The sequence below is a fragment of the Microbacterium sp. nov. GSS16 genome (assembly GCF_028198145.1).
Lineage (GTDB): Bacteria > Actinomycetota > Actinomycetes > Actinomycetales > Microbacteriaceae > Microbacterium.
In genome coordinates this window covers 522,941-544,316 of sequence record NZ_CP116338.1, presented here as the reverse complement: position 1 = coordinate 544,316, position 21,376 = coordinate 522,941, and the positions used below count along the sequence as shown (strand labels likewise).

The window sequence follows — 21,376 nt, the reverse complement described above, 5'->3', positions numbered from 1 at the left end:
CCGGCGTTCCGGCGCGCCGCGCTGCCCGACGCAGAAAGTAGGACCTCTCGCGAATGCAATTCGCGGGGTCCTGCATCCACCCGGAAGGCAACGCGCCATCCCGCTACGACCCCGCGCCGCACTCGCCGCCGCCTGGGCGGGCATCGACCCGCCGCCGCCACCTTCTCGACCCGCTGTCGCGTGATGTGACCCGCATCGCGGACGGTGCTCCTCAACCTGCGCGACTTGTCGGAGCGCGCGGCCGCGCAAGCGGAAGTCGACCCACCCCGCAGAATCAGTTCCGATCCCTCGCAGTGTGAGACCGCGCGCTCAGCCGGCGTACTCCTCCGCGTGCACCTGCACCGTCGTCGCGCCCTGCAGCAGCTTCGACACCGGGCAGCGCGCATGCGCGCTGGCCAGCAGATCGGCCGTCTCCTCCAGGGTCAGCCCCTCCGCAGACAGGTACGTGTCGACGTGGAACTCGTACCCCGGACCCTCGGAGGCATCGTGCAGCTCGACCTCGATGCGCACCGCCGTGCGACGCTCGCGCTTCACCAGCGCCTGAGCCGTCGCGTTCAGGCACGTCGACCACGCCAGCGCCAGAAGCTGCTCGGGGTTCGAGGCATCCGGGTCGCGATTCTGACTCAGGGGTGAGGCCACCGACACCTCCATGCCATCCGTCACGCGAGCCGTGCCCGTGCCGCCGTCGCCGTTGATCGCTTCCGTCCGGTACCTGAGGGTCATACCGCAACTATAATTTGGATCACGTACAGAAAAGGCCGCTCGGCCGCTTGCCGCGGCAAGGCTCACCCACACCACACGAAAGACACGATGGCCACCGACCTGCCTGCGATCGTGGAGTTCCGCCGCGTGACCAAACGGTTCCGCCCCGGCGCCGACGAGCGTCCGGCGCTCGACGACGTGACCCTCAGCATCCGCCGCGGTGAGATCTTCGGCATCATCGGCGAGAGCGGGGCCGGCAAGTCGACCCTGCTCGAGCTGATCAACGGCCTCACGCGTCCGACCGAGGGTGACGTGCTCGTCGGCGGAGACCGCGTCGCCGAACTCGACCCCGCCGCCCTGCGCGCTCTGCGACGCGACATCGGCGTGGTCTTCCAGGGCGTCCACCTGCTCAGCAACAGCACGGTGCGCGACAACGTGCGGCTTCCGCTCCGTCTCCCGGGCCGCGGCGCGAAGCGCCTGTCGGCGGCTCGACAGCGGGCCGCTGTCGACGAGATCCTCTCTTTCGTCGGCCTTTCGCACCGCGACGAACACTTCCCCGCCCAGCTCTCCGGTGGCGAGCGGCAGCGAGTCGGCCTCGCCCGGGCCCTGGTCTCCAGGCCGCCACTGCTGCTCTGCGACGAGCCCACCTCATCCCTCGACGCGTCGACCACCGCCGACGTGCTGCGCGTGCTCGCCGACGCCCGCGACGAGCTCGGCACCACCGTCATCGTCATCACCCACGACCTCGACGTGGTGAAGGCGATCTGCGACCGCGCCGCGCTGCTCGAGAAGGGGCGCCTGCGCGAGGTCTTCGAGATCGCCGCCGCTGGTCCCCGCTCGCTGCCGAGCTACTACGAGCAGGTCAAGCGGGAGCTGACGGCATGACCTGGCTGATCGACCTGCTCTCCGAATACGGCGCCGACCTCGCCGAGTCGATGGCCGAGACCGGGTACATGATGCTCGTCTCGCTGCTCGCCGCCGTGCTGATCGGCCTGCCGCTCGGCACCGTCGTGTACCTGACCGAGCGCGGCGGCATCGCCGAGCACCGTGCCGTCAACACCATCTCGAACCTGTACATCAACATCGTCCGCTCGTTCCCCTTCCTGCTGCTCGTCGTCTTCCTCATCCCGTTCACGCGCGCGGTCATCGGCACGAGCTTCGGCACCCAGGCTGCGACCCTGCCGCTCTGCTTCGTCGCCGTGGCGATCTACGCCCGCCTCACCGAGCAGATCCTGCGCGAGATCCCCGCCGGCATCTCGAAGGTCGCCGTCGCGTCGGGCGCGACGGTGCCGCAGGCGGTGTTCCGGATGCTGCTGCCCGAGGCCCGCTCGGGCCTCGTCTACGCCCTGACCTCGGCCGCGATCAGCCTGCTCTCGTACTCGACCGTGCTCGGCGTGGTGGGCGGCGGCGGCATCGGCGACTTCGCGATGCGCTACGGCTACCAGGTCTACAACGACAACCTCATGTACCTCACGATCGTCATCATCATCGTCTGCGTGCTCGCCATTCAGGCCGTCGGGCACCGCACCTCGGTGCGCCTCGACCACCGCTGACCCCTCGCACCCGGAAGCCTCACCGCACCCGGAAACCCCATCGAAACGGAAGACACCCATGAAGAAGTCACGCCTCGCCCTCGCCGCAGCCGGTCTCGGCCTCGCGCTTGCCGTCACCGCCTGCGCGCCCGCAGAGCAAGAGAAGCCGGATGCCGGTGCCGGCGAGCCCACCGTGCTGAAGGTGGCCGCTGTGCAGGCGCCCATGACCGACGTCGTGAAGGCCGCCGGCGAGGCGATCGGCGACGGCTATGAGGTGCAGCTCGTCGAGGTCGCCGACTACATCACGGCCAACACCATCCTCGACAGCGGCGACGTGTACGCGAACTTCTCGCAGCACGTCCCCTACATGGAGACGTTCAACGAGGGCAACGACGCAGAGCTCGTCGGCGTGCAGCCGGTGTACAACTTCGTCATCGCGTTCTACTCCAAGACGCTCGACGACATCGCCGACCTCCCCGACGGCGGCAAGGTCGCCATTCCCGATGACCCGTCCAACACCGGGCGCGCGCTCAAGCTGCTCGCCGCGAACGACGTCATCACGCTCGACCCCGAGGTCGACCCGTACGAGGCCACCGTGAAGGACATCGTCGAGAACCCGAAGAACCTCGAGTTCGTGCAGGTGCCCATCTCGTCGCTGAACGCCGCGTACGAAGAGGCCGACCTCGTCTTCCAGTGGCCGTCGCACATCAAGGCTCTCGGCCTCACGCCCGACGAAGACGGCTTGATCACCGAGCTCGACGACCGGTTCGCACTGAACCTCGTCGTGCAGAAGAACGACGTGGACTCTGAGGCGACCAAGGCCCTCGCGAAGGCGTTCACGAGCGACGAGGTGCGCGAGGTCATCGAGGGCAACGGCACCATCAAGACCGCCTGGTGACCTGGCGCGACGGTCGCTGACTGTCGCGAGGTGACAACGGGAGGCGCGGCCGACGCCGGATGCTCTTGTGCATTGGGCACAGTCGGCTTCGCCTCCCGTTGTCGGACTCCTACGGTTGAGGGATACCTGCTCCTTTCTGAGAGGAACCGCCATGGTCGACGCCGCCATCCGTCCCACCACCGCTGCCGCCACATCCTCCGCGGCGCAGCGCACCCACTCGATCGATGTCGAACGAGTGAACGAGCTTCTCCTCGGCACCTGGGCCGACACCCGTCGCGAGGCCCGCGAGATGATCAAGGACCCGGCCTTCTGGCGCGACGACAGCCTCGCGAAAGACGAGCACCGCGAGCGCGTGCTCTCGCAGCTGCACCTGCTCGTCGAGAACCGTGCCGTGCACCGCGCCTTCCCGAAGCGCTTCGGCGGCGAGGAGAACAACGGCGCCAACATCGCCGGATTCGAAGAGCTCGTCGCGGCCGATCCGAGCCTGCAGATCAAGTCGGGTGTGCAGTGGGGCCTGTTCGGATCGGCCATCCTGCAGCTGGGCACCGAGCAGCACCACGAGAAGTGGCTGCCCGGCGTGATGGACCTGTCGATCCCCGGCGCTTTCGCGATGACCGAGATCGGCCACGGGTCCGACGTCGCCGCCGTCGGCACCACCGCGACGTACGACCCCGAGACCGAGGAGTTCGTGATCAACACGCCGTTCCGCGCGGCGACGAAGGAGTACCTCGGCAACGCCGCCCTGCACGGCATCGCTGCGACGGTGTTCGCGCAGCTGATCACCAACGGCGTCAACCACGGCGTGCACTGCTTCTACGTCCCACTCCGCGGCGAAGACGGCAACGACCTGCCCGGCATCGGCCGCGAGGACGACGGACTCAAGGGCGGGCTGAACGGCATCGACAACGGCCGCCTCAGCTTCGACCACGTGCGCATCCCGCGCACCAACCTGCTCAACCGCTACGGTGACGTCGCCGCCGACGGCACCTACTCGAGCGAGATCGAGAGCCCCGGCCGCCGCTTCTTCACCATGCTCGGCACCCTCGTGCAGGGCCGCGTCTCGCTCGACGGCGCGGCATCGTGGGCATCCGCCCTCGGCCTGCACATCGCGATCACCTACGCCACGCAGCGCCGCCAGTTCGACGGTGCGAACGGCGAGGAGACCGTGCTGCTCGACTACGGCAAGCACCAGCGCCGGCTGCTGCCGCGCCTCGCGTCGACGTACGCGCACATCTTCGCGCACGACGAGTTCCTGCAGAAGTTCGACGGCGTCTTCTCGGGCCGCACCGACACCCCCGAAGACCGCGAAGACCTCGAGACCCTGGCCGCCGCACTCAAGCCGCTGTCGACCTGGCACGCGCTCGACACCCTGCAGGAGGCACGCGAGGCCTGTGGCGGCGCCGGCTTCATGTTCGAGAATCGTCTTGTCGGCCTGCGCGCCGACCTCGACATCTACGTCACTTTCGAGGGCGACAACAACATCCTGCTGCAGCTGGTCGGCAAGCGCCTGCTGCAGGACTTCGCCCGCCAGTTCAAGGGTGCGGATGCCAGGACGCTCGCGAAGTACGCCGTCGGGCAGACGGCCGGCAAGGTGTTCCACGGCGCCGGTCTCCGCGCCCTCGGCCAGTCCGTCGCCGACCTCGGCCAGGTCGCCCGCTCGGTCGAGCTCGGCCTGCGTGAAGAGCAGCAGCACGAGCTGCTCACCGAGCGCGTGCAGCAGATGGTCGCCGACATCGCCGGCCGCCTCCGCGCCGCGGGCAAGGACAAGGTACTCGGCGAGAAGCTGTTCAACGAGAACCAGGCCGAGCTGATCGAAGCGGCCCGCGCGCACGGCGAACTGCTGCAGTGGGAGGCCTTCACCGACGCCATCCGAAAGATCGACGACGCCGACACGCGGCAGGTGCTCACCTGGCTGCGCGACCTGTTCGGACTGTCCCTGATCGAGAAGCACCTGGCCTGGCACCTGATCAACGGGCGCCTGTCGATGCAGCGCGCCGGCGCCGTCTCGAGCTACATCGACCGCCTCTGCGCGCGGCTTCGTCCGCACGCGCTCGAGCTGGTGCAGGCCTTCGGCTACGAGCCCGAGCACGTGCGCGCGCCCATCGCGAGCGGCGTCGAGCAGCAGCGTCAGGACGAGGCGCGCGCGTATTACGCGGCTCTCGAGGCATCCGGCGAGGCGCCGGTGTCGGAGAAGGCCCTCAAGCAGAAGAAGCGCTGACTTCGGCGCCCCTTCTGCTGTCGAGGCCCCCGCGCAGTCGCACGACTGCGTGGGGGCTTCGGTGCTGTGCGGGGTGCCGGTGCTGGGCGTCCGACCCCGCCGGTAACGTGGCGGCATGGCATCCCTCCTCACTGCGTCCGACGGACGCGCCCGCTGCGCCTGGGTGGGCGACGACGCCGAGTACCGGCGCTATCACGACGAGGAGTGGGGTCGCCCGCTGCACGGCGATCGGGCGCTGTTCGAGAAGATGGCGCTCGAGGGGTTCCAGGCCGGGCTCAGCTGGATCACCATCCTGCGAAAGCGCCCGCGCTTCCGCGAGGTGTTCGCCGGCTTCGACCCCGCTGCGGTCGCCGCGTTCGGCGCCGACGACGTCGAACGGCTGATGACGGATGCCGGGATCATCCGCAACCGGGCGAAGATCGACGCCACCATCTCGAACGCCGCGCTGGTGCGCGACATGGCAGACGGTGAACTGGATGCGCTGATGTGGTCGTTCGCGCCGCAGGCATCCCGCCCCCGCCCTCGCGAGTTCGCAGACGTGCCCGCGGTCACGGCCGAATCGATGGCGCTCAGCAAGGCGCTGCGCGCCCGGGGCTTCCGCTTCGTCGGGCCGACGACCATGTACGCGCTGATGCAGTCATCCGGCATGGTCGACGACCACGTCGAAGGATGCTGGCGAGCGGCGTGACCGGGCTGGGCTCAGAACCCGTGCCCGCTGAGCGCGGAGCCAGTGCCAGTCCCAGTGCGGGTGCGCGTGCGGGTGCCCGGTGCCGGTGTGGGGGCCAGTGCCGTCGACGGGGCATGGCCGCGCCCGAGCCAGCCGATATACTCCTGACAAGGGGGAGCATCCCGCGCGCGCAGACGACGCGACCCGAGTGATCAGTCGCCCCGGGACATCGTGAGGAGGACTCGTGGCGAAGCGCATCACGTCGCCGCCTCCCACGCTGGCCGGCTACAGCTACGTGCGGCCGCTCGGCTCGGGCGGGTTCGCCGACGTCTTCCTGTACGAGCAGGACATGCCTCGCCGCGTCGCCGCGGTGAAGGTGCTGCTCGCCGACGCGGTGAACCCCGAGGTGCTCCGCGCGTTCAACGCCGAAGCCGACATCTCGGCGCGGCTCAGCGCGCATCCCTCGATCGTCACGATCTATCAGGCATCGATCTCGGCCGACGGTCGCCCGTACTTCGCGATGGAGTACTGCCCCGACACGATGAGCGCCCGCTATCGGAAGGGGCCGCTGCCCCTCGCCGAGGTGCTCGACACGGGGGTGCGCATCGCCGGCGCGCTCGAGACCGTGCACCGCGCGGGACTGCTGCACCGCGACATCAAGCCGTCGAACGTGCTGATCAACTCGCTCGGCTCCCCCGTGCTCGCCGACTTCGGCATCGCCGCCGCTGTGGTGGATGCCGGTGAGAGCGACGTCTTCGCGATGTCGGTGCCGTGGAGCTCACCCGAGGTGCTGCAGGAGCGGGTGACCGGGTCGGTGCCCAGCGAGGTGTGGAGCCTTGCGGCGACTCTGTACACCCTGCTCGCCGGACGCAGCCCGTTCGAACTGCCCGACCGGGAGTCCAACGCCCGCGATCAGCTGCGACAGCGCATCATCCGTGCGCGCTACACGCCGATCCCGGTCGCAGGCATGCCCCCGATCATCGATCAGCTGCTCGCGACGGCCATGCATCGTGACCCGGCGCAGCGGTTCGGGTCGATGTCAGCCTTCGCCGATCGTCTGCGCTGGGCGCAGTACGAGCTCGGCATCGCACCGACCGCGTTCGAAGCGGCATCCGCCGAGTGGGCGGCGGCCGCTCCGGTCAGCTTCGCGGATGCCGGTCATCGCGGCCCCGTGATCACCACCGTCGCCCCCGATTCCCGTCGTGCCGCTCGCGCTGAGAAGCAGCGTGCGAGCCTGCGCGAGCGAGACGATCTCCCGTCCGGCCCGCGAGCGCGCTCGCCATGGGTGGCCGGTGTCATCGGAGCGCTCGTCGGGGCGGCGGCGATCGCGGCGGTGGGGGTCGTCATGCTCACCCTGACCGGGATCCTCTGATGGCGCGGGGGCAGGCGCAGCCGACCGCGCCCGCACGCTCTCGTGGGCGCCTGATCGCGGGCATCGCCGGCGCCGTCTCCGTGCTCGTCGTCATCGTGCTCGCCGTCACCGCGCAGGGATACCAGGCGCAGGAAGTCCCCCGGCTCGAGTCGTCGGTGTGGGTGCTGCGCGAGGCAGGGCAGTACGCCCGGGTCAACACCGAGCTCGCCGAGATCGACACGGTCCGCTCGGCGGAATCCCCCGAGGCGGTGTGGCAGAGCGGGCAGTCGGCGGTGCTGTTCAGCCAGGGCAGCAGGCAGCGGTGGGACATCGACCCTGCGAGCCCCGGCGATCTGCTCTCGGATGCCGGAGAGGACGGCGCTCCGTCGGCATCCGTCCCCACCCCGACCGGCACTCGACAGATCGTCTCTGCCGGATCCTTCGTCGCCTACCGCGCCGACACCGGCCAGGTGTCGGTGTCGTCACTCGACCGCGGAGCGGCCACGGCCCTCGTCGACCCGTTCGCCGAGGTCGAGGTGGAGGACGGGGAGGAGCGTCCGACCTACGTCGCTGACGCGATCGGCCTGTCACCTCGCGGCCTGCTTGCGATGTACTCGGCCGATGAGCGCGCCGTGCGCCTCTTCGACATCGACCGGCACCGCTTCATCGGCGATGCGTCCGCGCTCACGCGGGCGCCGGAGGGCGACGCCGACCTGGCTCTCACCGTCGTCGGCGAGCGCTGGGCGCTGCTGCAGCCCGGCGAGAGCCGCCTGTGGATCGCCGGCCGCGGCGACCCCGTCGAACTCGACATCGCCGACGACGCGGTGATGCAGGGCGGTGCCGCGCGCGGCGACGACGTGCTGATCGCCGACTCGATGGGGCTCGTGTCGGTCGCCTTGCGCGACGGCGACGTCGATCGCCTCGCTCAGGCGGAGGGCGTGCCCGCCCCTCCCGTCGTGGTCGGCTCGGCGCGACACGCGGCATGGGTCGGCGCGGAGTCGGGAACGCTGTGGTCCGACGGTGACGTCACCGCGCTGACCGTGCCGGACGGGGTTCTGGAGTCCGCCGACATCCAGCCTGTATTCCGGGCGAACGGCGACCGCGCGGTGCTCACCGAGGTCGCCACCGGGCTCATCTGGACGGCCCCGGACGGTCGACCTGTGCCGCTCGAACAGTGGGATGTCGACGACGAGACGCAGGAGCAGGAAGGGCGCGTCGTCGTCGAAGACGTCACCGAGCAGCTGCCCCCGGTGGCCGTGGACGACGCGTTCGGGGTGCGGCCGGGGGAGCAGGTCGTGCTCCCCGTCCTGCTGAACGATCACGACCCGAACCGCAAGGACGTGCTGACGATCGACGCGTCGTCCGTCGAGGGCGGGCTGGCCGACCCGGCCTTCGGCGAGCTGTCGCTGGTGGGCGACGGACAGTCGCTGGTGGTCGACGTGCGGGCGACGTCCGGACAGACGACCTTCAGCTATGCGGTGACCGACGGGGCGGCCGTGTCGCAGCCCGCCACCGTCACGCTCACTGTGGCAGCAGACGATGCGAACACGGCGCCGGTCTGGTGCGGCGTCGACGCCTGCCGGCAGGAGTGGCCGTCGCCCGAGCTGCTGCCCGGCGGCAGCACCATCGTGCCGGTGCTGTCGGGATGGGTCGATCCCGAGGGCGACCCCTTCGTTCTGAGCGACGCGTTCGAGGTCGATCCGGCCGCGCCCGTCATGGTCGTGCCCACAGCCGACGGGCGTGTGGCGATCCGCCACACCGACCCGAACGCGACGGATGCCGTGATCGCCGTGACCGTCGTCGTCGCCGATGCCCGCGGCGCCGCAGCCGACAAGACGCTCGAGGTGCGGGTGAGCGGCAGCCCTGCCATGCGGGCGATGCCGGTGGCGATCACCGCGCGCATCGGCGAGCCGCAGACCGTGCGCATCGGCGATCATGTCACCGGAGGATCCGGCTCGTACCGGCTCGTCGACGCCGTGCAGACCGCCGCAACCGCCGAGGGCATGACGGTGGTGCCGAACACGGCATCCGGCGAGGTCGAGGTGATCGTTCCGGAAGCCGGTCAGTACGTCGTCACCTACACCGCGCAGGACACGACGACCCAGGCCGAGCAGTCGGCGGTGATCCGGATCACCGCCGTCGACGGATCCGCCTCGCTGACGATGGCACCGCTCACCGTCTTCGTCCGTGAGGGTGAGGACACGACCGTCGACGTGCTGGGCGCCGTGCAGAACACGAGCGGGCGCGTGCTGATCCTCGCGGAAGCGGTCAGCTCGACCCCGCAGCTCACGGCGAACGTGGTCGGCAACGAGCGTCTCCGCGTCAGCGGCACGACCGCCGACGGTGAACCCGGCGTCATCGGAAAGGCCACGGTGACGGTGGCCGACGGATCGGGCGCGGCCGTCGAGGGAGCGGTCACGGTGTTCCTCGCTCCGCCGTCGACCGTCACCCGGCCGATCGCGTTCCCCGATGCGGTCACCGTGCGCGCCGGCGCCCTGACCCGTATCGACGTCACCGCGAACGACGTCGCGCCACGCGGCGAACCGCTGCTCGTGCGCCCCGACGTCAGCGGATCCGGTCAGGAGGGCGAGCTCGTCTTCGCCGACGGCGGCGCGCTGCGCTACCTCGCACCCGCCACACCGGGGACGTACCGGCTGACCTACGCGGTCTCGCTCGAACGCAGCCCCGACCTCTTCGACAGCGGCGCGGTGATGGTGACCGTCGTCCCCTCCGGCACCAACCGTGCACCGAATCCGCCGGCACTCACCGGACGCGTGCTCAGCGGACAGACCGTCTCACTCACCGTGCCGACGAACGGCGTCGATCCCGACGGCGACCGGGTCATCCTCGCGGCGGTGGAGCAGCCGGAGCGCGGTCGCGGGACGGCCACGATCTCGGCGGCGGGTGACGCGATCGTCTATCGGGCTCCTGCCGGCGGAGTCGAGGGCGGCCAGGTGACGTTCCGGTACTCGGTCCGCGACTCCCAGGGCGACGAGGGCTCGGGGCGGATCCGGATCGGCGTCCTCGACGCGCGGGTGACGGATGCCGCGCCGGTCGCCTACAGCGACTATGTCCGCGTCGAGGCCGACTCGGCGACGCCGGTGGTGATCCATCCGGCGGCGAACGACTCCGATCCCGCGCAGGGAGAGCTCGAGATCGTCGATCTCGTGCCCAACGCCCCCTCCGTGGCCGGCAACCCGCTGTACGCGCGACTCGACGCGCTCATCGATCGTGACACGTCGCTCGGCGACGGCCGGATCGTGCTGCGTGCGGGCGAGGTGGCGGGCACGAATTCGTACTTCTACACGGTGCGCTCGACCCGCACGGGCAGCACCGCGCAGGGACTCATCGTCGTGTCGGTCACCGACGGCGCCGTCGTCGACCAGCCGATCGTCTCCGACACGGTGCTCACCGCGCGCGACAGAGCGGAGCTCGCGTCGGGCGGAATCGACGTGCTCCGTGACCGTGTGCAGTGGGCGTCGGGAGAGGTGCGGTCGCTGAAGCTGAGCCTGTGGGGCGACGCCGACGGCTTCACCGTGAAGGGCAGTCGCATCGTCGGGACGGCGCCGGAGCGCGGCGCGCTCGTGCCGTTCCAGGTCTCCGGCACATCCCCCGCCGGTCGCGACGTCGCCGGATACGGATTTCTGCACATCCCCGCCTTCGACGACATGCGCGTGCAGCTGAAGCAGGGCATAGCACCCGTGATGGTCGACGAGGACGCGTCGAAGACCTTCGATGTGCGCGAGATGCTCGATCTGCCGGCATCCGACGAGGTCAGGATCGACGACGGACCGTTCCTCGCCCAGCGCAGGGCGGCCACCTGCACCGCCGGCTCGGGCACCTCAGCGACCTACACGGCCGGTCGCGAGGCCCCCTGGGCGGACACCTGCCTTGTGGCGGTGCGTCTCGACGGGCAGCGCACCTGGTCGTACGTCGACGTGCCGGTGGGCATCCGCCCGTCGGCACCGCAGCTGGTGCTGTCGTCGATCTCGCACACGGTCGCGCCCGGCGCCACGACCGACATCGACCTGTACGCCGGGATGGCCTCGTGGGAGGGCGGGCGCGAGGGCGATCGCTCATCGCTGGAGTACCGGATCGCCTACTCGGGGTCATCGTTCATCGTCAGCCAGAAGGGGGCCGTGCTGAGTGTCGAGGCGCGAGCGGACGCCCGCTCCGGCTCCGTCGAGCCGGTGACAGTGACCGTCGCCTCGGACGGCGAGCCGACGGCAGTGCTGCGCCTCGTCGTCGGGGCAGCACCCCCCGACGCCCCGCGCGGGGCGACCATCACCCGTCAGTGCGTGGTGACCAGCGGCGGATGCTCGATCGACGTCGTCGACGTGGCCGGCGAGTACGACCCGTTCGCAGGCAAGCCCGGCGCAGGGCTGAAGCTGGTCTCGCTGAGCGCGGGCGCCCGCTGCGACATCGCCGCGCTCTCGGCGGCAGGCGACCGCGCTGTCGCCGTCAGCTGGCCCGCCGGCGGGCAGGCGCCCGGCGGTCAGTGCACGGTGCCGTTCACGGTCGCGGATGCTCAGGGTCGCACCGGCGGCGGCACGCTCACACTCGACCTGCAGGGCTACCCCCAGGCACCGGCGAGCCTCACGACCATCGGGTTCGGTCGGTCGAGCGTCGAGCTGGAAGTCGCGCTCGGCGAAGCCGCGCGCGCGCATCCCGCTCTGACCGGGGTGACGATCCTTCGCGACGGCGCGCCGGCCGGCGCCGCCTGCCGCGCGGCGGGCAGTGCGTTCCGATGCACGGTGAACGGCCTGGTGAACGGGGTGCCGCACTCCTTCACCGCAGCGGCCGTCAACGCCGTCGGCACATCCGCCGTCACCTCGGCGCACACCAGCTGGGCGTACGAGGCGCCCGAGATCTCGAACGCCACCGCGACCCCCGTGTACCGGCACGGCGGCAATGACCGCGGCAGAGGGATCGTCTCCCTGGCCATCACCGCCGCGAACGACGCCAGGGCTTTCCGCGTCGCAGAGACCGGTGACGTGATCGCGCGCACCGGAGCCACGACCACTGCGGAGCTGAAGCTGGCGCCAGGAGCGCAGACCATCACGCTCGTGCCGGTCAGCCAGTTCCAGCCGCCCACCGGCGGTGGCAACGAAGGGGCCTCGTACCCGGTGTCGGTGACCGTGGCCGGCGCGCCGTACTTCGACCCCGCCCAGACCCAGGCGACCGCCGTGTCGAACACCGCGGTGAACGTGTCGGGCATCTCGCCGCAGGCCAACGGCAGCACCGAGCCGCTCGAGGTCACGTACCTGGCGTGGCGATCGGGCCGGGCGACCTGCAGCGCCGACGACTCCGGCGACCTGACGGTCTTCGGGGCCGAGGTCGCGTCGCCCTCCCCGTCGCTGCAGGGGCTCGAGGCATACCAGGCCTACAACGTGAAGGCCTGCGTGTCGAACGGGTACGGCGTCGCCGAGTCGAGCACCGCGCGGGTGTTCACCTTCACCTTCGTCGACGGCCCCGGCGGCGACACCACCTACCGGATCAGCGAGCAGCCCACCCGTCAGGGCGACCGTTACACCTACCCGCTCGCCTCGGCGCCCTCGATCGACGTCGAGCCCGGCTTCGTGGCGCAGTACCAGATGTACGGATCGTGGCGCGGCGACTTCACGCTCAGCGCCGCCGCCTCCCCGGGCCAGGTTCGCGCGCGCGCATGCCACGCGACCGAGACCGACCGGTGCTCGAACACCGTGAACATCACCGCCACGACCGCGCCGACCATCGTCGAGGTCGACTTCGCGCCGTGCCTGTCGCCCACCGACCCGTCCGAGGCCGTGAGTGTCTCTGCTGCCGCGCGGGGCTCGTACCGTGTCACGGCGGCCGAGGCGGCCGACGCACCGGGCTCGTTCGACGTGACCCTCTCGTGGAACGGCGCCTACGCGACGCTGTCGCCGATCACCCGGAGGATGCCCGGATGCCCGTGACCTTCGGCGGCGCACCCGCCGCCAGCCCACTCCGAGAGGATGCTGCATGACCATCGCCCCCGAACAGGCCTCCTGGTTCTCCGAGACGTTCTCGCTCCTCTCCGAGAACGTCGAGCAGGCGATCCTCGGCAAGCGGCACGTGATCGAGCTCGTCCTCGCGACGGCGGTGACCGGCGGCCACGTGCTGCTCGAGGACTTCCCCGGCACGGGGAAGACGGCACTCGCGCGATCGATCGCGCAGACGGTCACCGGCACGAGCGCCCGGATCCAGTTCACGCCCGACCTGCTGCCGGGCGATGTGACCGGCATCACGGTGTACGACCAGAAGGAGGGCGAGTTCGAGTTCCACGCCGGGCCGGTGTTCGCCAACATCGTGCTCGCCGACGAGATCAACCGCGCGAGCCCGAAGACGCAGTCCGCGCTGCTCGAGGTGATGGAGGAGGGAACGGTCACGGTCGACGGTGTCAGCCGCGCCGTCGGCTCGCCGTTCCTCGTGCTCGCGACGCAGAACCCGATCGAGCAGGGCGGCACGTACCGTTTGCCTGAGGCGCAGCTCGACCGCTTCATGATCAAGACATCGATCGGGTACCCGGACGACGCGGCCACGATGCGGATCCTGCAGGCGGCACCCGAGCCGCAGAAGAAGCTCGCCCCGCTCGTCGGCACCGACACCCTGCTGACCATGGGTGAGATCGCCAGGAGCGTCTACGTCAACCCGCTGATCTCGGACTACATCATGCGCATCGTCGACGCGACCCGACGGGCATCCGAGGTGCGTCTCGGCGTCAGCGTGCGCGGCGCGCTCGCCCTCTCCCGGCTCGTGATGACCTGGGCGGCGAAGAACGGGCGCACCTTCGTCACCCCCGACGACGTGCGGGAGCTCGCCGTCGTCGCGCTCGCCCACCGCCTCGTGCTCGAACCCGAAGCGGAGTTCGACGGGGTCACGGCGATCGCGGTCATCGGGCAGATCCTGCTCGACGTCGACCCGCCGAGCGAGAACGGAACTGCGTGAGCTTCAGCACCGAATCGCGGATCACGAGGGCGGCGGCTCGCACGAGCACGTCCACTCGCACCTCCACGGTCACGCGGTACGCCACCACGACGCAGCGCGGCACCGTCCGAGGTGCGGTGTCCGGCGCGCGCCGCGCGCTGCGGGCCCTCGGCCGCGCGGGGCGTCTGGCGGGCGCATGGGCGCAGGAGACGGTCACGGCGGCCGGCGCGCTCGTCGTCGCCGCAGTCGTGCTCGGGGCAGTCGCGGGCCTCGCGGTCGGCTGGGTGGAGGCGTGGGCGGTCGCCGCCATCGCCCTCACTCTGCTCGTGCTGTGCGTGCCGTTCGTGCTCGGCGCGCACGACTACCGCATCGGGCTCGTGCTCGACCGGGATCGCGTGGTGGCCGGATCCGAGATCGCAGCGACCCTCGATGTGCAGAACCACGGCTCGCGCCTGTCGTTGCCCGGCGTCGTCGACGTGCCGGTCGGCGACGGGCTGATCGAGGCGCACGTGCCGCTGCTGCGGCCCGGCGCACAGCACGGCGAGGAGCTGACGATCGCCGCGCACCATCGCGGGGTGATCGACGTCGGTCCGATGACCATCACCCGCGGAGACCCGATCGGGCTGCTGCGCCGGGAGCTCAGCTGGCCGGAGGTGCAGCGCATTCACGTGCATCCGGTCACCGTCGCCATCCCGAGCACCGCCGCGGGTCTCATCCGCGATCTCGAGGGCACTCCCAGCAGCACCCTCACCGATGCGGATCTGTCGTTCCACGCCGTGCGCGAGTACGTGGTCGGCGATTCGCAGCGCCACGTGCACTGGAAGTCGACCGCGAAGACCGGTCGGCTCATGGTGCGCCAGTACGAGGAGTCGCGCCACGCGCGCATCGCCGTTCTGCTCGATCTCGCTGCCGACTCGTACGACGGCGACGACGAGTTCGAGAACACGGTCAGCGCGGCGGCGTCGCTCGCCCTGCAGGGCGTCTTCGAGGGCCGTGACGTGCTGTTCGCCGTCAGCGGGGTCATCTCAGATCACGGCGCGACGACGACCCAGTCGATCAGGACCCTCTCGACGCTCACGCCGCGGACGCTGCTCGACGGCACCTCGACGCTCGATCTCGCTGACGACGTGATGCGCCTCGAGGCCGTCGCCGCCCTGACCGCGCAGGCCTACCCCGACCTCTCGATCGCCTTCCTGCTCACCGGATCGCAGGTGCCCACCGGCCGGCTCCGGCACGCCGCCGTGCGGCTGCCCGCCGCAGCCTCGGCCGTCGCGGTGCGCAGCGAACTCGGCGCGGAGCCGACGCTGCGCAATGCCCGCGAGCTCTCCGTGCTGACCCTCGGCGCGCTGGGCGACCTGCCGAGGATGCTGGCCAGGGGAGCGCTGCGATGAGCGGGAAGGATGCCGCCGCACGAGCTCATCGCCGCCCGCTGCGTTCACGGGCCCTGACGCTGTGGAGTCTCGGCTATCTGCTCATCGGCGTGGCTCTGACGGCCGCGGCCGCGTGGCCGGTGTACGAGACTCCGCGGGCGATCATCGTAGCCGCGGTGGGCGGGCTCACCGGCATCGCGCTGGGAGCGCTCGTGCGTGCGCGTCGCCTGGGTGCGGTGCTCGGCACCGTGGCGGCGTTCGCCGCGTACCTCGTGCTCGCCGTGCCCCTCGCGGTGCCGTCCGGCCTGGCCTCCGCCTCGGCGTTCACCGCGGCGCTGCGCGACGCGGTGCTGGGCGTCGTCGTCGGCTGGAAGCAGATCCTCACGCTCGCCCCACCGCTCGGCGAGTACCAGGCCGTGCTCGTTCCCCTGTTGATCGTCAGTCTGTTCGGCGCATTCCTCGCCACTCTCTTCGCGCTGCACCCCGGGCGCGGCGCTGCAGCCGCGGTCGTCGTGGTCGCGGCGATGTGCGTCTTCGGCGTCGCCTTCGGCCTCTCGGCACCGAGCCGCACCCTGACCCTGGGCCCCGTGTCGATCGCGGCACCCCGTGAGCTGGCCATCGGGGTGGCGCTCTTCATGGCATCCCTCGCCTGGCTGATCGGACGAACCAGGCTGCAGCGGGCGGCCGCTCTGCGCGCGGTGGCCGCTCACGGCATCGCCCGTCGCGGCACTCCGGTCTGGGCCGCCGTGCGCCGTCGTCTGCTCGCCGGCTCTCTCGTGGTCGCCGCGCTCGTCGCCGGCGCACTCGTGGCACCTGCGGCGGCGGGCTGGTCGGACCGCTCGGTGCTGCGCGATGCGGTGGAGCCGATGGTCGTGGTGCGTGAGCAGCCGAGTCCGCTCGCGTCGTACCGGTCGTGGTTCGCGCAGGATCGTCTCGACGAGACCGTGCTGAGCATCGACGGCGACACGGGCGCGATCGACCGCATCCGGCTGGTCACGCTCGACCGGTACGACGGTCAGGACTTCCACGTCTCGCCCGACACCCGCTTCAGCCGCCTGCCGCGCACGAGCGCGGCGGGGTCGGAACGCGCCGAGCTGGAGATCACGATCGGCGACGGCTATCGCGGCATCTGGATGCCGGTGCCCGGCGCCCTCGTCGCCGCGCCGCAGTTCGCGGGGGAGCGAGCCGACGCGCTGGCCGACGGATTCCACGTCGACGACGCAGGAGACACGGCGATCACGATCGCGGAGGCGCCCGGCGGCGGCAGGGGCCTGGTGGCCGGTGATCGCTATGCGGTGGTCGCTGCGCCCTCCGCGGATGGCCGGGACGACCTCTCGGCGACAGAGGGCGGGCAGTCGCTGCTGGATGCCGAGGCACACCCCGAGCTCGTCGACTGGGCGCAGCTGCAAGGGCAGTCACGCACCGGAGCGGGATATCTCCAGCTGGTCGACCGGCTGCGCTCGAGAGGCTACCTGAGCCACGCGCTGCTCGACGACGCGGCCGCGTCCGGATGGATCTCGGCGCTGGAGTCGGAGGGGTACTCCTTCGCCGCGAGCTACGCGGGGCACTCCTCGGCTCGAGTCGAGGAGGTGTTCGCCTCACTGCGCCGGCAGGAGGTGAAGGTCGGATCCGATGCGCCCCCCGAGATGCTCGTCTCGGCGGTCGGCGACGACGAGCAGTTCGCTGCGGCGGCGGCTCTGCTGGCCAGGTACTGGGGCTTCGAATCACGGGTCGTCATCGGCGCGCGCCTCGCCGCCGCGGAGGATGTTCCCGGCGTCGCCGCGTGCACCGACGTCTGCACCGGCGGAAGCATGAGCGCCTGGGTCGAGGTGCGCGCTCCTGACGCCGAGTGGGTCGCCGTCGACGTGACGCCGCAGTTCGCTATGCTGCCCAGCACGATCACCGAGGGCGAGCAGCTTCCCGAGCATCCGACGATCCCCGAGCAGCCGCGCAGCGAGGCGCTCGATCCGCCCCAGGCGCAGAACGACTCGCAGGCCGACGCTGCACCGCTCGATGAGAGCGAGCAGCCCCTGCTCGCGGAGTTCCTGCCCGTGATCCGCACGGTCGCGATCAGCCTGCTCGTCGCGCTGCTGCTGATCCTGCCCCTGCTGACGCTGCTCATCGCCAAGATGCTCCGTCGGCGTCGCCGCGCGTCCGGCGACGCCGAACTCCGTCTCGTCGGCGCCTGGGAGGAACTGGTCGACCTCTACCTCGACCACGGTGTGACGATGCCCGGCGACGGCACGCGCGTTCAGCGGGCCGAGGCGGCGACCCGTCTGGCGGCCGGACAGCTGGCCCGACTCGTCGACACGGCAGTCTTCTCCCCGCAACCCCCGGCCGATGCCGATGCCGCGGTGGCGTGGGAGATCGTCGATCGCGAGCGGTCGGAGCTCGACCGCGGCAGCCGACGGTGGCGACGGCTGCGCAGCCGGCTGCGGATGCGATCGTTCCTCGAACGGATCCGCTCGCCTCGAAAGCCTGCGCTTTCCGCGCGCAAGCCGGTGCTCGATACGCTCACAGTGGCCGGCGCGCGCCGGCAGGAGGAGGACGCATGAATGCGCTCGCAGATCCGCGCCCGTTCGAGACGGCGGCCGGGGGCGGGATGCCGTCGGCGATGCTCGTCGCGATAGCGGCGTATCTCATCGTGGGTCTGGGCTTGTACATCTGGTACGCCATCGCCCTGTCGAAGCTGTTCACGCGCCTGGGCGAGGAGGGCTGGAAGGGCTGGATTCCCGTCCTCAACGAGGCGACGATCCTCACCCTCGGCGGCATGCCCGCATGGAACGCCGTCCTGCTGTTCATCCCCGTCGTGCAGCTGTACGGACTGTACGTGAAGATCGTCGCGGTGCACCGCATCGATCAGCGGTTCAACCGGGGAGCCGGCATGACCGTGCTGGCCGTGCTGCTCCCGCCCGTCTGGGCGACGGTGCTGGTCGTCGGACCGCCGCCCTACCCCGAGGGCGATCGGCTCGCGGGCATCCGCCCCGGACCGCTTCGCAAGCCTGCGGACGCTCCGGCGACCGACGCACATGGCTACCTGGCCCCGCCGATCCTGCCCCCCGGATCGGTCGCGCCGTCGGCACCGACGTCAGCGGCGGGCAGCGGCACGGCGACTCGCACCGCCGATGCGCACCCGGCGTCGGTCGTGCCGCCGCTGGCTCCCCCGCTCGAGACCGCGGCTCCGGCCGCTCCGGCGCATGCTCCGCAGCGCGGCGACTCGGCACCGTTGATCGAGGCGGTTCCATGGACGTCGGGGCAGGCGACGGCGTCCGCGCCGCCCCCGCCCCCTCCGGCGCCCGCTCCGCCTGCCGCGCCTGCTCCTGCGGATGCGCCGCAGACTCGCGCATCGGCGCGTCTCCTGCATCAGCCTCCCGTGCCATCCACTCAACCGGAAGTGACCCCCGAGGCTCCGCCGGCTGCCGCCCCGGCGACTCCGCCGGCCGCCGCGCCGGCGATTCCGCCGATCGTCCCGCCGGCTGCCGCCCCGGCGATTCCGCCGATCGTCCCGCCGGCTGCCGCCCCGGCGACTCCGCCGGCGAGTTCACCGGCCGCTCCGCCGGCCGCGCCGCTCACGCGTCCCGCCCCCGCGACTCCGGCCGATCCGGCGACGGATCACTCGCCCTCCTCCGACTTCGCGACGGCCGACACGGTGGACGCGCCGCCGGCGGCGCTGCGCGCCAGCGGTGCCGGCTCGCCGTTCGCACCGCCCTCGGACGCTCCGGCGGCTCCCCCCGTGACCCGAGCCGACCTGGTCGCGCAGGTCCGTCCGGTGCCGTCGCTGAACACGCCCGCGTCGACCGTCCCGTCCGGAGCGGTCGCGGGCCCCGCCACCGGCACCCAGGACGAAGACGAGGAATTCGACGCGACAGTGGTCGTATCCCGCCGACGCGGGGCGCGACGCGTTCTCGTGCTCGACGACGGACGCCGCTTCGCGCTCTCGGCGACGAGCATCGTCATCGGCCGCAACCCCGAGGGACAGCCGGGCGAGCAGCGCCTGCCCATCCCCGATCGCACGCGCACGCTGTCGAAGACCCACGCCCGGCTCGTCGTCCAGGGCGACGAGTGGCGTCTCACCGATCTGCGTTCGACGAACGGCGTCGTCGTCGTGGCGGACGACGGCGCCGAGACCCTGCTCGATCCGGGCGAGAGCGTGATCGGTGCCGGACGCTTCATTCTCGGCGAGGTCGGGATGCACGTGGCCGTGGAGTCCGGTTCGTGACGACAGACGTCGTGCTCAACGTCGCGGCTCTCACCGACGTCGGCCTGAGACGCGAGATCAACGAAGACGCGATGCTGGCGCAGTCACCGGTGTTCCTCGTGGCCGACGGTATGGGAGGGCACGACGCCGGAGACAAGGCGAGCGCCGCCGTGGTCGAGGCGTTCGCGCCACTGGCGGGACACCCCGTCTCTATGGAGGAGATCGGCGCCGCGCTGGCGCGCGCGAATGAGAGGGTGTCGGCGATCTCGGCGCAGCACGCCCGCGGCGCGGGGAGTACGGTCGCGGCCGTCGCGCTGGTGGAGCACGAGAGCGCCCCGCACTGGCTGGTCTTCAACGTCGGCGACTCGCGCGTGTACCGGCATCGCGGCTCGAGCCTCGAGCAGCTGACCGTCGACCATTCGCTCGGACAGGAGCTGGTGGATGCCGGCGAGCTGCGCCCCGAGAATCTGGCCGACTTCTCGCAGCGCAACGTGATCACCCGAGCGGTGGGCGCCGCGGACAGCATCGCGGACAGCTGGCTTGTGCCGGTCGTCGACGGCGAGCGCCTCCTGATCTGCTCGGACGGGCTCAGTGGAGAGATCAGCGACGAGAGCATCCGTGCCACGCTGACCATGTGCGGTCGGCCGGAGACGGCGACCGAGGCCCTCGTGCGCCGTGCCAAAGAGGCGGGCGGGCGCGACAACATCTCGGTGATCGTGATCGACGTGGTCGCCGGTGGAGCGATGCGGGCTTCGGACGACGCGACCGACAATCGCATGCCCTCGGAGTCGCGAACCGACTCCATGCTCGAGAGCACCACGGTGCCTGTGCGCAGGCGAGGCTGACATGGGCGGACACCGACCCGACTCCGAGGCGGGGGAGCCGACGCGACGCTCGCGTCGCCGACGCGACGTCGGCTCCGACGCCTCCGACGCCTCCGACGCCTCCGACGGATCGGTCGGATCGGTCCGGCACTCCGACGCTGACGAACTCGATGAGCGCACGGTCGTGATCGACCGCGGGGGTGCGGATGAGCGCACGGTCGTGATCGATCGCAGCGGTGCCGACGCGTCGACTGCCGACGCGTCGATCGCCGACACGATCGTCGTCCGATCCCGGGAAGCCGCCGCCGACGCCGAGTCGTCGATCGCCGACACCGTCGTCGCGCCGCCCCGGCGAAGCGGGTCCGAGCCGACACCCGCGATCTACAAGCCGCGTCCGGCGCCGATCGTGCCGTCGCGACCTCCGACGGTCACCGCCGGCGCAGCCCCGACCCGCGACACTGCGGTCGTCAAGACCTCGATCGTGCGCAGAGACAGGCGAGCGGGCGTCGTCGTCGTCGCCTCCGTCGCGGTCGCCTGCCTGATCTCGGTCGTGGGCCTCGTGACTCTGGGCGTCGCACTGCTGGGCTGACGCCGAGACGCCCCGATGGGTAACTCTCCCCATCGGGAGCGGAACACGCCCGAGTTAGGATGAACCGGTATGCCCGCCACGCGGTGACGCGGAGCGGACC

The 21,376-nt window shown here is 71.1% G+C and carries 14 protein-coding genes; 13 read left to right on the top strand and 1 reads right to left on the bottom strand.

What is annotated here, in order from left to right; genetic code table 11:
* Nucleotides 1–309: 309 nt before the first annotated feature.
* A complete protein-coding gene (locus PGB26_RS02495) occupies nucleotides 310–723 on the bottom strand; it encodes an OsmC family protein (protein ID WP_271638723.1) in 414 nt (137 codons plus the stop codon).
* Between the two features lie 87 nt (nucleotides 724–810).
* Between PGB26_RS02495 and PGB26_RS02490 the strand changes: the two genes are divergently transcribed.
* From PGB26_RS02490 to PGB26_RS02430, 13 genes are all read left to right on the top strand, one after another.
* A complete protein-coding gene (locus PGB26_RS02490) occupies nucleotides 811–1,587 on the top strand; it encodes a methionine ABC transporter ATP-binding protein (protein ID WP_271638722.1) in 777 nt (258 codons plus the stop codon).
* Complete coding sequence (locus tag PGB26_RS02485; protein WP_271638721.1) at nucleotides 1,584–2,255, top strand: methionine ABC transporter permease; 672 nt, start codon at nucleotides 1,584–1,586, stop codon at nucleotides 2,253–2,255. Before PGB26_RS02490 ends, PGB26_RS02485 begins: the two co-directional genes overlap by 4 nt.
* A 58-nt stretch (nucleotides 2,256–2,313) precedes the next feature.
* Complete coding sequence (locus PGB26_RS02480) at nucleotides 2,314–3,132, top strand: MetQ/NlpA family ABC transporter substrate-binding protein (RefSeq protein ID WP_271638720.1); 819 nt, start codon at nucleotides 2,314–2,316, stop codon at nucleotides 3,130–3,132.
* Nucleotides 3,133–3,283: 151 nt separating this feature from the next.
* Entirely contained in the window at nucleotides 3,284–5,350 is a 2,067-nt protein-coding gene (locus tag PGB26_RS02475; protein WP_271638719.1) for an acyl-CoA dehydrogenase family protein, read from the top strand.
* 115 nt (nucleotides 5,351–5,465) lie between these two features.
* Entirely contained in the window at nucleotides 5,466–6,038 is a 573-nt protein-coding gene (locus PGB26_RS02470; RefSeq protein ID WP_271638718.1) for a DNA-3-methyladenine glycosylase I, read from the top strand.
* Nucleotides 6,039–6,261: 223 nt separating this feature from the next.
* Nucleotides 6,262–7,389 (top strand): serine/threonine-protein kinase, encoded by a 1,128-nt coding sequence (locus tag PGB26_RS02465; RefSeq protein WP_271638717.1) that lies wholly within the window; start codon nucleotides 6,262–6,264, stop codon nucleotides 7,387–7,389.
* Entirely contained in the window at nucleotides 7,389–13,304 is a 5,916-nt protein-coding gene (locus PGB26_RS02460; protein WP_271638716.1) for an Ig-like domain-containing protein, read from the top strand. Before PGB26_RS02465 ends, PGB26_RS02460 begins: the two co-directional genes overlap by 1 nt.
* A 46-nt stretch (nucleotides 13,305–13,350) precedes the next feature.
* A complete protein-coding gene (locus PGB26_RS02455) occupies nucleotides 13,351–14,316 on the top strand; it encodes an AAA family ATPase (RefSeq protein WP_271638715.1) in 966 nt (321 codons plus the stop codon).
* Complete coding sequence (locus PGB26_RS02450; RefSeq protein ID WP_271638714.1) at nucleotides 14,313–15,686, top strand: DUF58 domain-containing protein; 1,374 nt, start codon at nucleotides 14,313–14,315, stop codon at nucleotides 15,684–15,686. The genes PGB26_RS02455 and PGB26_RS02450 overlap by 4 nt, the downstream gene beginning before the upstream one ends.
* Entirely contained in the window at nucleotides 15,683–18,220 is a 2,538-nt protein-coding gene (locus PGB26_RS02445; protein WP_271638713.1) for a transglutaminase domain-containing protein, read from the top strand. Before PGB26_RS02450 ends, PGB26_RS02445 begins: the two co-directional genes overlap by 4 nt.
* Nucleotides 18,217–19,884 carry a DUF5684 domain-containing protein gene (locus PGB26_RS02440; protein WP_271638712.1) on the top strand — a complete coding sequence of 556 codons (1,668 nt, stop codon included), beginning with the start codon at nucleotides 18,217–18,219 and terminating at the stop codon, nucleotides 19,882–19,884. Before PGB26_RS02445 ends, PGB26_RS02440 begins: the two co-directional genes overlap by 4 nt.
* On the top strand, nucleotides 19,881–20,708 hold the full coding sequence (locus PGB26_RS02435) for a PP2C family protein-serine/threonine phosphatase (RefSeq protein ID WP_271638711.1): 828 nt from the start codon (nucleotides 19,881–19,883) through the stop codon (nucleotides 20,706–20,708). The genes PGB26_RS02440 and PGB26_RS02435 overlap by 4 nt, the downstream gene beginning before the upstream one ends.
* A gap of 1 nt (nucleotide 20,709) precedes the next feature.
* Nucleotides 20,710–21,276, top strand: a complete 567-nt coding sequence (locus tag PGB26_RS02430; RefSeq protein ID WP_271638710.1) for a hypothetical protein — start codon at nucleotides 20,710–20,712, stop codon at nucleotides 21,274–21,276.
* Nucleotides 21,277–21,376: the final 100 nt, after the last annotated feature.

Coding starts and splice junctions, on each gene's coding strand:
- PGB26_RS02495 (WP_271638723.1), bottom strand. CDS start 723: ATGACCCTCAGGTACCGGACGGAAGCGATCAACGGCGACGGCGGCACG.
- PGB26_RS02490 (WP_271638722.1), top strand. CDS start 811: ATGGCCACCGACCTGCCTGCGATCGTGGAGTTCCGCCGCGTGACCAAA.
- PGB26_RS02485 (WP_271638721.1), top strand. CDS start 1,584: ATGACCTGGCTGATCGACCTGCTCTCCGAATACGGCGCCGACCTCGCC.
- PGB26_RS02480 (WP_271638720.1), top strand. CDS start 2,314: ATGAAGAAGTCACGCCTCGCCCTCGCCGCAGCCGGTCTCGGCCTCGCG.
- PGB26_RS02475 (WP_271638719.1), top strand. CDS start 3,284: ATGGTCGACGCCGCCATCCGTCCCACCACCGCTGCCGCCACATCCTCC.
- PGB26_RS02470 (WP_271638718.1), top strand. CDS start 5,466: ATGGCATCCCTCCTCACTGCGTCCGACGGACGCGCCCGCTGCGCCTGG.
- PGB26_RS02460 (WP_271638716.1), top strand. CDS start 7,389: ATGGCGCGGGGGCAGGCGCAGCCGACCGCGCCCGCACGCTCTCGTGGG.
- PGB26_RS02455 (WP_271638715.1), top strand. CDS start 13,351: ATGACCATCGCCCCCGAACAGGCCTCCTGGTTCTCCGAGACGTTCTCG.
- PGB26_RS02445 (WP_271638713.1), top strand. CDS start 15,683: ATGAGCGGGAAGGATGCCGCCGCACGAGCTCATCGCCGCCCGCTGCGT.
- PGB26_RS02440 (WP_271638712.1), top strand. CDS start 18,217: ATGAATGCGCTCGCAGATCCGCGCCCGTTCGAGACGGCGGCCGGGGGC.
- PGB26_RS02430 (WP_271638710.1), top strand. CDS start 20,710: ATGGGCGGACACCGACCCGACTCCGAGGCGGGGGAGCCGACGCGACGC.